This is a genomic window from Thioalkalivibrio sp. AKL17 (assembly GCF_000377885.1).
Classification (GTDB): domain Bacteria; phylum Pseudomonadota; class Gammaproteobacteria; order Ectothiorhodospirales; family Ectothiorhodospiraceae; genus Thioalkalivibrio; species Thioalkalivibrio halophilus.
Genome location: NZ_KB898769.1, coordinates 38,766 through 51,616, shown reverse-complemented (window position 1 = coordinate 51,616; position 12,851 = coordinate 38,766). Strand labels below are relative to the sequence as shown.

The following is a 12,851-nucleotide window of genomic DNA, read 5'->3' as shown; positions in this document are numbered from 1 at the left end:
AGTCCAGCGAGACCGCACATGTCCAATGCCCGGGTCCACCCCGCGACCATCCGTCCGGAAGACGCCCCCACCCTGCCGGCTCTGTTCCGCGCCCGCGTGGCCGCGACCCCCGATGCCCCGGCCTACCGCCAGTTCGACCCCGAGCGCGAGGAATGGACCTCCAGCAGCTGGGGCGAGATGGGCCGCACGGTCGACCGCTGGCAGGCGGCGCTGGCCACCGAGGGCCTGCGGCCGGGCGACCGCGTCGCCATCATGGTCGGCAACTCGCGCGAGTGGATCGCCGCCGACCTCTCCGCCATGGAAATGGGCCTGGTCACGGTCCCGCTGTACACCGATGACCGTCCCGAAAATGTCGGTTACATCATCGGGCAGACCCAGGCGCGCGCCCTGCTCATCGGCGACACGGTGCATGGCCGCCGCCTGCTGGAGCATCTGGAGAAGATGCCGTCGCTCAAGCGCGTGGTGCGCCTGAGCGACAACGCGGGCACCTCGGGCGATCCGCGGGTCCTGCCACTGGAAGACTGGCTGCAGGGCGGCGACCCGTCCGCGATCCGCTATCCGGAACTGGACCCCGACGCCCTGGCGACCATCGTCTACACCTCCGGCACCACCGGACGTCCGAAGGGCGTGATGCTCTCGCACCGCAACATCCTGGAGAACGCCTGGGCCTCGTCTCTCACGGGCCCGCTCGGGCCGTCGGACCGGTTCCTGTCGTTCCTGCCGCTGTCGCACATGATGGAACGCACCGCCGGCTGTTACATGCCGATGATGGTTGGAGCCGAGGTGGCTTTCGCCCGCTCCATTCAGCTCCTCGGCGAAGACCTGCAGACCATCCGGCCGACGGTGCTGATCTCGGTGCCACGGATCTACGAACGCGTGCGCGGGCGGATCCGGGCCGGTCTCAGGCAGAAGTCGGCGCTCGGCCGCTGGCTGTTCGAGAAGACTGCCGCCGTGGGCTGGCGCCGGTTCGAACACCAGCAGGGCCGCGGTGGCTGGTCCCCCGCCTTCCTGCTGTGGCCACTGCTCGAGCGCGTGGTCGCGCGCAAGGTGCTGGACCGCCTCGGCGGCCAGGTCCGGTTCGCCGTCTGCGGCGGGGCACCGCTGCCGCCTCCGGTGGCGCAACTGTTCATCGGCCTGGGGCTGCCGGTGCTGCAGGGCTACGGCATGACCGAGGCCGGCCCGGTGGTCACGGTGAACACCCCGGATGACAACCTGCCGGCCTCCATCGGCAAGCCGCTGAAGGATGTCGATGTACGCATTGGCGAAAACAACGAGCTGCAGACCCGCTCGAACTGCGTGATGCTGGGCTACTGGAAGAACGAAGAGGCCACGCGCGAGACCATCGACGCCGACGGCTGGCTGCGCACCGGCGACCAGGCGCGCATCGACGACTCCGGCCATGTCTACATCACCGGCCGCATCAAGGACATCCTGGTACTGACCAACGGCGAGAAAGTACCGCCGGCAGACATGGAGATGGCCATCGGCCTCGACGGCCTGTTCGACCAGATCATGGTGGTGGGCGACGGGCAGCCGTTCCTCACCGCCCTGATGGTTCCCGAACCGGACGCCTGGCAGACCTTCGCCTCCGACCAGGGGATCGACCCGGCGACCGCGGGCGAGCCCCCGCGCAAGGTGGAACGCGCGATCCTCGACCGCATCCACCACCAGCTGGAGGACTTCCCCGGCTACGCGCGCATCCGCCACGTGTACGTGATCCACGAACCGTGGAGCGTGGAGAACGGCATGATGACCCCGACCATGAAACTCAAGCGGCCGGTGATCCGGGAGCACTACCGCGAGGCGATCGAGACCATGTACAACGGCCGCGACCGCTGAAGGAAACGCTGATCAGGACGGTTCCCGGGATTCGCCGGCTTCCGCTGCGTCCCCCTCCCCGTCGCCGTCATCGTCGGCCTCGTCGGTCGCCAGTGACAGCCCGGCGTCGGTGGCCACGTCGGCCAGATCGCGGATCTCGTCCAGCGGCGGTAGCTGGTCCAGGGCCTGCAGTCCGAGGTCGTCGAGGAAGCTGCGGGTGGTGCCGTACAGCGCCGGCCGCCCCGGCAGCTCCTTGTGCCCCACCACGTAGATCCATTCCCGTTCCTGCAGCCCGCGCATGATCCCCGAACTGACCGCCACCCCGCGCACCGATTCGATCTCGGCGCGGGTGACCGGCTGGCGATAGGCGATGATCGCGAGGGTCTCCAGCAACGCGCGCGACAGCCGCTGCGGGCGTTCCGGCCGCGCCGCGCGCACGCTGCCCGAGTACTGCGACCGGACGCGGAAACGATACCCGCCGGCCGAACGCACCAGTTCGATCGCGCGGTCGGCATAGCGCGCCTCCAGATGCGCCAGCGCCGCCTCCACCGACGCGCGGTCGACCTCGCCCGATTCCGCGCAGGCGGCGCGCAGATCGCGCAGGGGTACGGGCTCGGTGGCGGCAAACAGAACCGCCTCCAGGGTCAGCTCCAGCGCGTCGGGTGCCGGCGGCTCCGCCGCAGGCCCGGCGTGGTCGGGGACATCGTTGCTGGACATCGGCCCTCCCGGGCATGCCTGGACGAACCGCCGATTATAACGGTGGCGGCGGGCAGACACCGTCGCGACAGCGGGAACGCCAGCGCGAACGGGCGAACACGTTGTACACCCGGTCCATCAGCCAGACCACCGGCGGCAGCCGATGCAGCACCGCCCCCGCCACGCGGTAGTACGGCAGGTGCCGCCAGGTGGCGACGAAGGCGTAAGCCCCGCTCACCACCCGGCCGTGTTCGTCCACCGCATGCATGCGCCGCATGGCGTCCTCCCACGCGATGCCGCGGGCTTCCAGCGCCGCGGCGTCCGCATGGATGTCCCGCCAGTCGATCCGGCCGGCCGTGTCCAGGCGCCGGTAGTGGCCGATCTCGCGGCGGCACAGCGGGCAACCGCCGTCAAAGAACACCACGGGCCGTTCGCGCGTGTCAGGCATGGCCGACGGGCCCGGTCATTTCATGGCGCGCCTCGGGCAGCGCCCGGAGTGCACGCTCCACCACATCGCGCGCGAGACCGCGGGTCATCTCGCCGTCGGCGGGGATCATTTCCGTGCGCACCGCCAGCGCCATCGCCAGCGCCTGCAACAGATCACCGTTGCAGGTGTCACCCAGCACCGCCACTTCGTGATCCACGGTGGTCAGCACGCGATCCAGCAACTGCTGCACGCGCACGGCCGAATCGGTCTCGGGATGCAGCGCGAACTCGAAGGTCAGCTGCTCCCCGCTTCCGCTGGTGTAGCGATACGGCAGGTATTCCATGGCTCGCCTCCTTGTTGTCTCTGATGGGCCGGAACGCGTCCGGCCGGCCTGTCGCGTGATCCGCGGCGAATGGCGATCTCCGTGATCCTTGGGCCGCGCGGAGGTCGCGGAGTTCGCCACAGCCGGACCTTTCCTGCGCTATTCTTGCTTCCGATGAAACGGTACTCCGGGTACAACCACCACGAAACCCCGATGGCGGAGGGGCGCCCGCGATGATGCTCCTGGGTCGACGTCGCCGCGCCCGGCCACCGGGGCCGCTGCGCTACCTCTTGTGGCTGCTCGTCGCCCTGCTGGGGCTGGTGCTGGCCGCGGTGGTCGCGGTGCTGCTGTATTTCGCCCGGGTCGATCCACCTTACGGCATGGCGATGGTCACGGCCACCGACCGCGCGACCGCCTCCCGGCACCGCCCCCAGTGGCGCTCGCTGGACGAACTGCCGGACGCCGTGCTGCTGGCGGTGATCGCGTCCGAGGACCAGCGCTTCCCGCGGCACCGCGGATTCGACTGGTCGTCGGTGCGCCAGGCCCTGACCGACCACGCCCGCGGCGGACGCCTGCGCGGGGCCTCGACCATCACCCAGCAGACCGCCAAGAACCTGTTTCTCTGGCATGAGCGTTCCTGGCTGCGCAAGGCCCTGGAGGCGGGTCTGACCGTGGGCATGGAGGTGCTGTGGTCCAAGGAACGCATCCTGGAAGTCTATCTCAACCTGGCCCAGTGGGGAGCCGGCATCTACGGCATCGAAGCCGCCGCGCAGCACTATTTCGACGTCCCCGCCAGCGAACTGACGCCGCAGCAGGCCGCACGCCTGGCGGCCATCCTGCCGTCACCGGGAAGGCTCGACCCGGTCACTCCGGGCGAAGGTCTGGAGCGCCGCATCGCCTGGATCGAGGAACAGATGCGGGTGCTGGGCCCCGGCTGGCTGCGGCCCGTGCGCGAGCCCGGGCTTTAGCGGGACGCGCTGTAACCTTTACACTCGCAGGCCTTTCCTCCAACCCGTCCGAGGTTCCGCGTGCCCGCACGACTTCCCGTCCCGCATCGCCTCCTGGCCGTTCTCGTCTTCCTGCTGACCGCACTGACCCTGCTGGTCTCGGGCTCGGCGGTCGCGGACGAGACGCCGTCCTCCGCCGAAACACACGCCGCGCTGATCGAACTGCTGGAGGATCCCGAGGCACGCGACCGGCTGCTGGAAACCCTGCGGGCCAGCGACACCCCTGGGGATGAAGGCGCCGCGGACGCTGCACCGGAGAACGCCGACGAGGAAGCCGTGGCCCTGCCGCGGCGCATCGCCCGCATGACCCAGGGACTGGCCGAGGGGGCCGTCGCCGAGATCCGTACTCTGGGGACGGTCGTCGAGGACACCGCCGCACAGCTGCGGGCGATCGAACCGATAGCCTTCGGCATGGCAGTGACGGACCTCGCGCTCGTGATCGTTTTCACGCTGATCGTTTACTGGGTACTGCGCCGCGCCGTCTCGCCGATGTTCGGGGGGCTGAACCGCTGGGTCCTCAATGCCGCAGAACGGTACCGGCTGCTGCGCACCCTTCCCGGAGTCGGGCTGGCCGCGGTCATCGATTTCGTCGCCGTGGTTCTGGCCTGGATCGCGGGTTACGCGCTGGCGCTGTTCGTACTCGGCGAAACCGGCGCCATGGAGACCCGGCATTCGCTGTTCCTCAATGCGTTCCTGCTCATCGAGCTTGCGCGCGCCGCGCTCCGGCTGATCTTCGCGACCCGTTACCAGGGCCTGCGCCTGCTCCCCATGGAGGGCGAGGAAGCGGCCTACTGGAACGCCTGGCTGGCCCGCATCGTTTCCTATATCGGCTACGGCCTGCTGCTCCTGGTCCCGCTGACCAGCCTGCACATCTCGCTGGAGGCCGGACGCACGCTGGGACTGCTGGTGATGCTGACCGCCTTCCTGTACGCCGCGACCATCATCCTGCAGAACCGCCAACGGGTGCACGACCGCCTGATGGTCCTGGCGAACCGTTCGTATTTCTCCTTCACCCGCATCACCACCGGCCTGCTGGCCCGTTTCTGGCACGTCCTGGCGCTGCTGTACTTCCTCGCCCTGACGGTGGTCAGCGTCGTGCGGCCCGAAGACGCACTGCCGTTCATGGCCACGGCCACCCTGCAGACTCTGATCGCCGCGTTCGTCGGCTTCTTCGTGGCGACCCTGCTGACCCAGATCATCGGGCGCAGAATCGCCCTTCCCGAAGAAACGCGGGAAAAGTTCCCGCTGCTGGAAACGCGCCTGAATGCCTACGTACCGAAGGCACTCAAGACCATGCGCCTGGTGATCCTGCTGATCGTGCTCGCGGTCATCGCCGACGGCTGGGGCGCCTTCAACCTGTTCGACTGGGTGCGCTCGGGTGCGGGCACGCTGATCCTGGGCACCGCCATCTCCGTCGCCCTGATCCTGCTCGGTGCGGCACTGGTGTGGCTGGTGTTCGCCAGCTGGATCGAGCACCGCCTCAACCCCAATACCGGCAACGGCGAACCCACGGCGCGCGAGCAGACGCTGCTGACCATCTTCCGCAATGCGGTCGCCATCGCGCTGCTGGTGTTCACGCTGATGATCGTGCTCGCCGAGCTCGGCATCAACATCGGCCCTCTGCTGGCCGGCGCCGGCGTGCTCGGCCTGGCGATCGGCTTCGGCGCGCAAAAGCTGGTACAGGACATCATCACCGGGGTGTTCATCCAGCTGGAGAACGCCATCAACGTGGGCGACGTGATCACCGTCACCGGCATCACCGGCACGGTGGAGAAGCTCACCATCCGCTCCCTCGGGATGCGCGATCTTGCCGGAACCTACCACCTGATCCCGTTTTCCTCGGTGGATGCGGTCTCCAACTACATGCGCGAATACGCCTACCACGTGGGCGAGTACGGGGTGGCCTATCGCGAGGACATCGACGAGGTCATCGTCCGCCTGCGCGAGGCCTTCGAGGAGCTCAAGCAGGACCCGGAACAGGGCCCCAACGTACTCGACGAGATGGAGGTGCACGGAGTCACCGCGCTGGACGACTCCTCGGTCAACATCCGCATCCGCATCATGACCGCGCCCGGCACCCAGTTCGGCCTGGGCCGCGCGTTCAACCGCCTGGTCAAGCGCCACTTCGACGCTGCCGGCATCGAGATCCCGTTCCCGCACACCACGCTGTACTTCGGCGAGGACAAGGACGGCTCGGCGCCGGCCGCCAACCTTCGGGTACTGGAATCGCGGCGCGTGCCCGAAGCGGATACCGACGATACCGATTACTCGCGGGACCGCCGGGCACGCCCCAATCCGAAGCACAAGGGCGACTACGACGACGTCGACGAGTGACCGGCCAGTAACCCGCCGGACAGTGTACGCCCCGCAGGCCGCCGGGGGTTCTTGGACCGGCGGGCCGCTCCGGCGAAGATCATGGCATGCGTCTGCTGATCCTGGTCATACCGCTGCTGCTGCTCGTCGCCTGGCTGCCCGGGTGGTGGGTCCGACGCACGATGGAGAAATATCACCGCCCGGAGGACCGCTACCGCTACAGCGGCGCGGCCATGGCGCGCGAGCTGCTGCACCGCCACGGTCTGACCCATGTGGACGTGGAGACCACGAAAGACGGCGACCACTACGATCCCGGCGATCGCACGGTGCGGCTGTCGCAGGAGAACTATCACGGCCATTCGCTGACCGCGGTCACCGTGGCGGCCCACGAGGTCGGCCATGCGGTGCAGCACGCACGGGGCTACCGCCCGCTGCAGCTGCGCGGCACCCTGGTGGCCGCCACCCGTCACGCCCAGCGGCTGGGCGCGATCCTGATGATCGGCATCCCGATCATCACCCTGATCACCCGCCACCCGGCGCCGGGCATCCTGTTCTTCCTGGCCGGCGTGCTGTCGATGGGCATGGCGGCGCTGGTCCATTTCGTGACCCTGCCCACGGAACTGGACGCGAGTTTCCGTCGGGCGATGCCGATGCTGCGCGAGGGCGGCTACCTGCACGAACCGGATTACCGCCACGCAGAGCGTATCCTGCGCGCGGCCGCGTATACCTATCTCGCCCAGTCACTCGCCAGTCTGCTGAACATCGCCTCGTGGTTCCGCTACCTGCGGCGCTGATCGGGCGAGTCGCCCGCCAATGGAACGCAAGGGCCTCCTGCGCGGTCTCTCCACCACCGCCACAGCCGGCATCATGCCCCGTTGGCGGGCCGACACCCGGCCCTCGAGGCTGTTAAGCTGTGGTTCATCACTCGCCTTCAGAGTGGCAAGAGACATCCTTTCAGGAGAGCAGTACGATGCAGAAACATTCCCGGTCGATCATCGGCCTGACCGCCGCCGCGGTCCTCGCACTGGCCAGCGGCATGGCCCACGCCCAGGGCATGGGCCAGGGCATGGGCGGCCAGCAACAGCAGGGCGGCCCCCAGGTGGAGATGCAGGAACTCCAGCAGACCCTCGCGCAGACCCAGCAGCAGGCCATCGAAAACAACCCCGAGCTGGAGCGCAAGGGCGAGGAACTGGAAGAACTGGTCCTCGACAAGATGGAAGCCGCCGGTTTTGAACCGCGTTCCGATCTGGACACCCTGGAATCCGCCGAGGAAGGCCTGCGTGATCCCGACCTGAGCGCGGAAGAACGCCAGCAGCTGATCCAGTCCGAAGACGTTCAGCAGGCGCAGCGCAACCTGCAGGAAGCCCAGCAGGCCGTGGCCGAGGATCCGGAGATCCTGGACGCCCAGGAATCCCTGCGGGAAGACCTGATGAGCGCCATGCGTGCGGAAAACGCCGACATTGACGATGTCATCGAGCGCATGGAAGCCCTGCAGCAGGAAATGATGCAGCAACAGCAGCCCGGGGGTGGCGGTGGCGCGCCCGGCATGGCGCCCCAGCAGTAGGAGCCTGCTCGCAGGCGAACTCGCAGGCAGCCAGCAAGGCCCGGTCCTCTCAGGACCGGGCCTTTTTCATTGTGGCCCGTGGGGTTCCCCGCGGGGACCGCGAGCTCAGGAGTCGGGCGGAAGGCGCCCGTGCGCCTCGGCCAGTGCCCGCATCTCGCCGGCTCGCTCTCCGGGCACCCACTCCCAGTCAAAACGCCAGTCCCAGTTACCCTCCACCGTCCCGGGACGGTTCATCCGGTGTTTGCTGTCCAGCTCGAGCACGTCCTGCATCGGCAGGATCGCGATACGCGCCGGCGAGGCGTACGCCGTGCGGATCAGCGGCCAGGGCATGGTGTCGGCCGCATCTTCCGGTTCGCCCAGGACATTCAGCACGTGCTGCTGCATGGGTTCATCCAGTGACGCGAACCAGCCTACGGTGGTGTCGTTGTCATGGGTGCCGGTATACACGGCGCTCATCTCGTCATGATTCGCCGGCAGGTACGGGTTGGCCTCGCCGCCCTCGAACGCGAACTGCAGGATCCGCATGCCGGGAAAATCGAAGCGCTCGCGCAGCGCGGTGACCTCCGGCGTAATCACCCCCAGATCTTCGGCCAGCACCGGCAGGTACCCGAGTTCGTCGGCCAGCGCCTCGAAGAATTCGGCACCGGGCCCCTCGAACCAGTAACCCCGGGTGGCATCCGGCTCCTCGGCCGGGATCGCCCAGCTCGACTCGAACCCCCGGAAATGGTCGATGCGCAGGGCATCCACCGTCTCCAGCGCACGCCGAACGCGGCGAATCCACCAGGCATAGCCGGTCTCGGCCAGACGGTCCCAGCGGTATTGCGGATTGCCCCAGCGCTGTCCGGTCTCGGAGAAGTAATCCGGCGGGACCCCGGCGACCGTGCGCGGCTGCCCGCGCTCATCCAGATCGAACAGATCCCGGTGGCTCCAGACATCCGCGGAGTCGTGGGCGACGAAGATCGGCATATCCCCCAGCAGCAGCAGTCCGCAGTCGTTCGCGTGGCGGTGCAGTGCGCGCCACTGATCGGCGAACACGAACTGCACGAACCGCACCTGTTCCAGCGCCTGCGCTTCTTCCCGCGCGACACGCGCCAGGGCCTCCGGCTGGCGATCGCGCAGTTCCGGATCCCATTCCCACCAGGGGCGATCGTCGTGGCGCGCACGGATCACGCAGAACAGCGCGAAATCGTCCAGCCAGACCGGCCCCTGCTCCTCCAGAAAGACGCGGTACGCCGCATGCAGGGCATGCTCTTCCCGCGCCACCGCGGCACCGGCTCGTTCCAGGAGTTCCTCGACCGCCCGCCCGTCATCGACGATCCCGGTCGCCTCCGCCAGCCGGGAGCGATCGATCAGGCGCGGATCACCGGCAAAGGCCGAGATGCTGGCGTAGGGGGAACCATCACTCTGCACCGGGTGCAGCGGCAGGACCTGCCACAGGGTGAAACCCGCCGAGGCCGCCCAGTTGACGAACCGGAACGCCTCGTCGCCCAGGGTCCCCACCGAATGCGGGCCCGGCAGCGAGGTCGGATGCAGCAGTATGCCGGCACGACGCCGCTGCAGCAGGGGATTGGAATGCTGCGTTTCTTCCATGAATCAGTCCTGCCCTTTCCGCATGGTCCCTCCGGCAGCCGGATCGCCACCGCCCACCGACAGCACCTCCTCCAGGGCCTCGGGCACCGCCAGGCCGGCGAGCTGGTACAACCGGGCCAGGTGGCGCCGATAGAGCTGTTCGAAGTCACTGACCGAACCCGCCGGGTTGTAGGCCCCGAACCACCAGCACCAGTCGGAACCCTCGCAGATGGCGAGCTGTTCGCGCAGTTCCGGTGTATCCAGCGAGGGGTCCTTCGCGATCGCCGCATCCACGGCCTCGCGGGCCTCGATCAGCCGATCCCAGCCACGGTTCTTGTCAGGGTCGCCAATCCAGGTGGAAAAGGTCCCGTAGACCCAGGAACCGGCAACCAGGGACGGGAGCTCGACAGGCGCCGCTCCACCGGCGGTACTGGCATGGGCGCACACGTCGTCGAAGGTGCACAGGTTGAGCCGCTCGTGCTGCGCCAGGGCCTCGTACAGCCCGCTGAGGAAATGGAAGCCGTTCTCGGGGTAGTACTCCCAGGCGTTCTCGCCGTCGAGGATCACCGACACCACGCTGCCGGCCGGGGCCACCTCGGCGATGTTCCCGATGTGGTGCACGAAGTCGGCCACCGCGTCGTCGGCGTGCCAGTCGGCGTAGCGGAAACCGATCGCGTCGGACAGTCCGTCATCGCGGAAATACAGCGCAATCTCGGTGTCGCGCAGTCGATAGCCACGGTGCAGCCAGCCCTGCAGGTCGCGGGGCCCGTCTTCCTCGCCCTCGCCGTTGCCGTTACCGTTGTCCTCCGCGTCCGGTGCGCTGCCGGCCGCTTCCAGGCTGTTGCCCAGCACGCCCTGGCCGCTGGCCGTCCATCGCAGGCCGTATTCGTCCAGCAGGCGAATGGTGGCCTCGCTCAGGCTGCCCTCGGACGGCCAGCAACCGGTCGGACGCATGCCGAAGTGCTTCTCGAACACCTCCAGCCCGCGTTCGATGTGCCAGCGCACCCGGGCTTCACCATCGGGATACGCCGGGGCCTCCGGCAGTTCGGCCTCGGGCATGGCCTCGCGGGCCGAAGCCAGGTCCTGCAACAGCGGCATGATGGGGTGCGCGTAGGGGGTGAACGACAGCTCCACCCGCCCCTGTTCCGCCAGCTTGCGGTAGCGCGGGATCACGTTGTGCAGCTCATCGCGCAGGATCTCCAGCAGGCGTCGGCGCACCCCGGACTCGAAACCGGCTTCGGCCTTCAGCCAGCCCTGCAGTTCGGGCCGCGCGCGACGCACGGTCTCGCCGGTCCAGGCCAGATGATAGCAGGTGGCCAGTTCCTGGAAGAAGCGCCCGTCCAGATGCGCCAGCAGAATGTCGTCCTCCAGCGCCTGACGGCCGATCGCGGCCAGGCGCGCGAACAGCGGGAACGGGTCGATCATGCGCGGCGCGTGGGCGCGCAGACAGGCGCGGATGATCTCGCGGCGCTGGTCCGGCTCCACCGGCACGATGTCCATATGGAGCATGTCCAGCACCGGATCCCCGACCGGCACACAGTTCTTCAGGGCCCGGTCCACGCGCCGCGCATAGTCGGCGATCTGTTCCAGCAGGATGGGGGCGAAGTTCACCACCGCCCGCGCCCGCGGGCAGGCCTCCAGATGGGCCGCCATGTCGGTGTAGTCCTTCAGCGCGTGGAGGTAGGTCCACGGCAGGGCATACTCCCGGCGGCCGCCGTCGAAGTACTGCGGCTGGTGCATGTGCCAGCACAGCACCACGTCCAGCTTGTCCGGGACGCGGGCGAGGGCCTTCGAGGAGCGCTCAGCGGACATGGTGACGCGCCTGGCCGAGCATCTCCGGGGTGACCACGCGCACGCCCCCGGGGGAGACGTAGTAATCGCGGGCATCGGCCTCGTCGTCCAGCCCGATCTCGGTCCCCGGCGGGATGCGGCAGGCCTTGTCGATCACCGCGTTGCGGATCACGGCGTTTTCGCCCACCTGCACGTCGGGCAGGATCACCGAGTTCTCCACCTCGCCGCAGGCGCTGACCTCCACGCTGGAAAACAGCAGCGAATGCCGCACCCGACTGCCGGAGATGATGCAGCCCCCGGAGACCATCGAGTCGATCGCCATGCCACGGCGGTCGTCGTCATCGAACACGAACTTGGCCGGCGGGAGCTGCTCCTGGTAGGTCCAGATCGGCCATTCGCTGTCGTACAGGTTGAGTTCGGGGGTCACGCCGATGAGCTCCAGGTTGGCCTTCCAGTAGGAATCGATGGTGCCGACGTCCCGCCAGTAACCCTGACGCTGGCCGGCCTCGTCGCGGAACGGGTACGCCATCACGCGGTGTTTCTCGATGATGCGGGGGATGATGTCCTTGCCGAAATCGTGGCTGGAAAAGGTGTCGTCGGCATCCTGAATGAGCTGTTCGAAGAGGAAATCGCGGTTGAAGACGTAGATCCCCATGGAGGCCAGCGAATGGGTCTCGCTGCCCGGGATGGTCGCCGGATCGTCGGGTTTCTCCTCGAACGAGGTCACGCGCCCCTCGGCATCCACGCCCATCACGCCGAACCCGGTGGCCTCCTCCTTCGGTACCTCCAGGCAGCCCACGGTCATGTCCGCCCCGCTTTCCACGTGCTGGGCGATCATCTGTCCGTAGTCCATCTTGTAGATGTGATCGCCGGCGAGGATCAGCACATAACTGGGGGCGTGCTGCCGGATGATGTCGACGTTCTGGTAGACCGCGTCGGCAGTCCCGGAATACCAGGAGGTCTCGATGCGCTGCTGCGCCGGCAGCAGTTCGATGAATTCGCCGAACTCGCCGCGCAGAAAGCTCCAGCCGCGCTGGATGTGCTGGATCAGCGAATGCGCCTTGTACTGGGTCAGGATCGCCACGCGGCGGATCCCGGAATTGATGCAGTTGGACAGCGGGAAATCGATGATGCGGAACTTGCCGCCGAAGGGTACGGCGGGCTTGGCCCGCCACAGCGTCAGTTGCTTGAGTCGCGACCCGCGACCTCCGGCGAGCACCAGTGCCAGGGTTTCCCGGGTCAGTCGGCTGACGAACCGTTGCGGCTGAGGGTTCATAGGCCCATCCTTGCAGAAAGCTGCTGGTTGCGGGTTCCCCCGCGGATTCCGTTGACCGGCCCCACTCT

At 68.0% G+C, this 12,851-nt stretch carries 11 protein-coding genes; 5 read left to right on the top strand and 6 right to left on the bottom strand.

The window, feature by feature from the left end; genetic code table 11:
* The first annotated feature begins 18 nt into the window (after positions 1–18).
* Positions 19–1,839, top strand: a complete 1,821-nt coding sequence (locus D577_RS0111795; protein WP_018947675.1) for a long-chain fatty acid--CoA ligase — start codon at positions 19–21, stop codon at positions 1,837–1,839.
* Between the two features lie 12 nt (positions 1,840–1,851).
* On the opposite strand, the gene scpB is transcribed toward D577_RS0111795, so the two are convergent.
* Genes scpB through D577_RS0111780 form a run of 3 tightly spaced genes read right to left on the bottom strand, consistent with a single transcriptional unit; the run spans position 1,852 to position 3,284 of the window.
* Entirely contained in the window at positions 1,852–2,535 is a 684-nt protein-coding gene (scpB, locus tag D577_RS0111790) for an SMC-Scp complex subunit ScpB (RefSeq protein ID WP_018947674.1), read from the bottom strand.
* Positions 2,536–2,569: 34 nt separating this feature from the next.
* A complete protein-coding gene (locus D577_RS0111785; RefSeq protein ID WP_018947673.1) occupies positions 2,570–2,962 on the bottom strand; it encodes a thiol-disulfide oxidoreductase DCC family protein in 393 nt (130 codons plus the stop codon).
* On the bottom strand, positions 2,955–3,284 hold the full coding sequence (locus tag D577_RS0111780) for a hypothetical protein (RefSeq protein ID WP_018947672.1): 330 nt from the start codon (positions 3,282–3,284) through the stop codon (positions 2,955–2,957). The genes D577_RS0111785 and D577_RS0111780 overlap by 8 nt, the downstream gene beginning before the upstream one ends.
* Positions 3,285–3,496: 212 nt before the next feature.
* On the opposite strand from D577_RS0111780, the gene mtgA reads away from it, so the two are divergent.
* From mtgA to D577_RS0111760, 4 genes are all read left to right on the top strand, one after another.
* Positions 3,497–4,231 (top strand): monofunctional biosynthetic peptidoglycan transglycosylase, encoded by a 735-nt coding sequence (mtgA, locus tag D577_RS0111775; RefSeq protein ID WP_018947671.1) that lies wholly within the window; start codon positions 3,497–3,499, stop codon positions 4,229–4,231.
* A 60-nt stretch (positions 4,232–4,291) separates the two neighbouring features.
* Positions 4,292–6,604, top strand: coding sequence for a mechanosensitive ion channel domain-containing protein (locus D577_RS0111770; protein WP_018947670.1), 2,313 nt, complete (start codon positions 4,292–4,294; stop codon positions 6,602–6,604).
* Positions 6,605–6,690: 86 nt separating this feature from the next.
* The gene (locus D577_RS0111765; RefSeq protein ID WP_018947669.1) at positions 6,691–7,377 is read left to right on the top strand and encodes a zinc metallopeptidase; all 687 of its coding nucleotides are present in this window, start codon (positions 6,691–6,693) and stop codon (positions 7,375–7,377) included.
* Positions 7,378–7,553: 176 nt separating this feature from the next.
* Positions 7,554–8,147: a hypothetical protein gene (locus D577_RS0111760; protein WP_018947668.1), complete on the top strand. Its 594-nt coding sequence runs from the start codon at positions 7,554–7,556 to the stop codon at positions 8,145–8,147.
* A gap of 105 nt (positions 8,148–8,252) precedes the next feature.
* Here the strand turns inward: D577_RS0111760 and malQ are convergent, their stop codons facing one another.
* The 3 genes from malQ to glgC are packed head-to-tail and all read right to left on the bottom strand — an operon-like array spanning position 8,253 to position 12,783.
* A complete protein-coding gene (gene malQ, locus D577_RS0111755) occupies positions 8,253–9,737 on the bottom strand; it encodes a 4-alpha-glucanotransferase (protein WP_018947667.1) in 1,485 nt (494 codons plus the stop codon).
* Between the two features lie 3 nt (positions 9,738–9,740).
* The gene (locus D577_RS0111750) at positions 9,741–11,528 is read right to left on the bottom strand and encodes a glycoside hydrolase family 57 protein (protein WP_018947666.1); all 1,788 of its coding nucleotides are present in this window, start codon (positions 11,526–11,528) and stop codon (positions 9,741–9,743) included.
* Complete coding sequence (gene glgC, locus D577_RS0111745) at positions 11,518–12,783, bottom strand: glucose-1-phosphate adenylyltransferase (protein ID WP_018947665.1); 1,266 nt, start codon at positions 12,781–12,783, stop codon at positions 11,518–11,520. The genes D577_RS0111750 and glgC overlap by 11 nt, the downstream gene beginning before the upstream one ends.
* Between the last annotated feature and the right edge of the window lie 68 nt (positions 12,784–12,851).